This window comes from Rhizohabitans arisaemae (assembly GCF_025996515.1).
Lineage (GTDB): Bacteria > Actinomycetota > Actinomycetes > Streptosporangiales > Streptosporangiaceae > Rhizohabitans > Rhizohabitans arisaemae.
Genome location: NZ_BLRH01000031.1, coordinates 1 through 2,068, shown reverse-complemented (window position 1 = coordinate 2,068; position 2,068 = coordinate 1). Strand labels below are relative to the sequence as shown.

Below are 2,068 nucleotides of genomic sequence, written 5' to 3'. Positions count from 1 at the left end.
CGCGGCGGCTTGGGCGGCGACGAGGGCGGGCAGGGTGCCGCCGGGGTGGTCGACGGCGGTGGAGTTCCACCGCTCGATCGACGCCGAGTCCTCGGCCAGGTGGTCGGTGAAGGCCCGGGGGTCCATCGCCGGATCCTTGGCCACCTCGGCGAACGCCTTCAGGTAGTGCCCGGCCATGCCGGCGATCCAGTCGGCGGGGAACTGGGTCCGGTCGTACCGGATCTGCAGGGCGAGCTCGCCGGTGGCCGGGAAGCGGATGACGCCCGTGGTGAGCGCGATGTTGGTCTGTTCGAAGAACTCGCTCGGGCCGAGCGCGATCCCGTCGGCGGTGTTCAGGCCCTTGTAGACGTGGAAGTCGCGGTAGTCGAAGAGCACGTCGAACAGCGGCGACCGGCCGGTGAGGCGCTGCATCTCGAACAGGGGGTACAGGCGGTGCGGCAGGATCGCGAGCTCGGTGGCGAAGACCTGGTCGATGAGCTCGTTCCAGCTGGGCGTGTTCAGGTCGGCCCGGACCGGCACGCTGTTGAGGAACAGGCCGAGCACCTCCTCGGCCGCCTCGTGTTCGGGGCGGCCGTGCGTCACCATCCCGCTGATCACCTCCCGCTCACCGGTGAGCAGTCCCAGCACCCGCAGGTGGCAGGCGAGGAAGACGGTGCGCAGCGGGACCCGGCGCTCGCGGGCGGTCCGTTCGAGCCCGGCGACCGTCTCGGGGTCGAGCGGGGTCAGGGAGGCGGTCACGTCCTCGGCGTCGCCGCTGCGGTAGCCGGGGAGCCGGGGGAGCGCGCTCACCGGCGCGTCCTCCAGCGTCCGCTCCCAGAAGGCGCCGGCCTCGGGCGAGGCGACCGCGGCCCGCTCCCGCGCCACGTGGTCCCGGAACGACAGGTCGGGCCCGGTCAGGGGCGGGGTCGCGCCGCCGGTGACCCGCAGCGAGTAGCGGCCGACCAGCTCGGTGGTGAGCGAGGCGACGCTCCAGCCGTCGAGGATGGCGTGGTGGAAGCTGAGGGTGAGCGCGAACTCGGCGTCGTCGCGCAGGTGCACGACGACCCGCAGGAGCGGTGCGGAACCCCAGTCGAAGGGCTTGGTCTTCTCCTCGTCCCGGAAGGCGCGGATCCGCTGCGCGACCGTGCCGGCGTCGAGCCCGCGCAGGTCGTGGACCTCGATCGGGGCCTGCGCCCGGGACCAGACGAGCTGGAGGGGCTCGCTGAACCCGGTGAGGTCGAAGGAGGTGCGGAGCACCGGGTGGCGGACGCTGAGCTCGTCGAGGACGCCGCGGAGGGCGACGGAATCGTACGGCGCACGCAGGGTCAGGGTGAAGACGTCGTGGTAGGTCGCCGACCCGGTCTCGTAGGCGCTGTGGAACAGCATGCCCGCCTGGAGCGCCGTCAGCGGATAGGCGTCCTCGACCTCGGTGGCCTCAGGCTGCGCGGTCATCTGCTCGGTCCTCCGTATCGCTTCGTCAGGCGGGCGAGGTCCGCGGGGTCGAGCAGGCCGAACGCCTGCCGCTCCGGGGCGTTCTCCGCCGTGTCCGCGGCCGGGGTCTCCAGGGGCGTGAGAACGCCGGCCAGCTCCCGCACGGTCTGGTGCTGGAAGATCTGCTCAAGGGTCACCGCGTAGCCCCGGCCGCGGAGCCGGGCGACCACGTTGAGGCTGCGGATCGAGTCGCCGCCGAGCGCGAAGAAGTTGTCGTGGATCCCGATCGCCTCGGCGCCGAGGACGCTTTGCCAGATCTCGGTCACGGCGTGTTCGGCCGGGGTGGCCGGCGCCTCGAACGGTGACTCCTCCTGCCGCTGCGGAACCGGCAGGGCGTTCCGCCGGATCTTGCCGGTCGCGGTGAGCGGCAGCTCGGGCAGGAAGGTGAAGGTGGTGGGGATCATGTGCTCGGGCAGGCGAGCCCGGAGGTGGTCGCGGACGGCCTGCACCGGCGGTGGCCGGTCGGGGTCGGCCGGGACGAGATACGCGTTGATCGAGTCCGTGGCGGTGAGGGTGGCGGTGCGGATGGCGGGGTGGGTGGCCAGGGCGTGCTCGATCTCGCCGAGTTCGACGCGCATGCCGCGGATCTTGATCTGGT

At 72.3% G+C, this 2,068-nt stretch carries 2 protein-coding genes; both read right to left on the bottom strand.

Annotation, left to right across the window (positions count from 1 at the left end):
• On the bottom strand, positions 1-1,431 hold a 1,431-nt coding region (locus RUR_RS15325), incomplete at its 3' end, for a condensation domain-containing protein (protein WP_283135723.1).
• Positions 1,428-2,068, bottom strand: a 641-nt coding sequence (locus tag RUR_RS15320; protein WP_283135722.1) for a phosphopantetheine-binding protein, incomplete at its 5' end; no start/stop codon positions are given. The genes RUR_RS15320 and RUR_RS15325, both read right to left, overlap by 4 nt.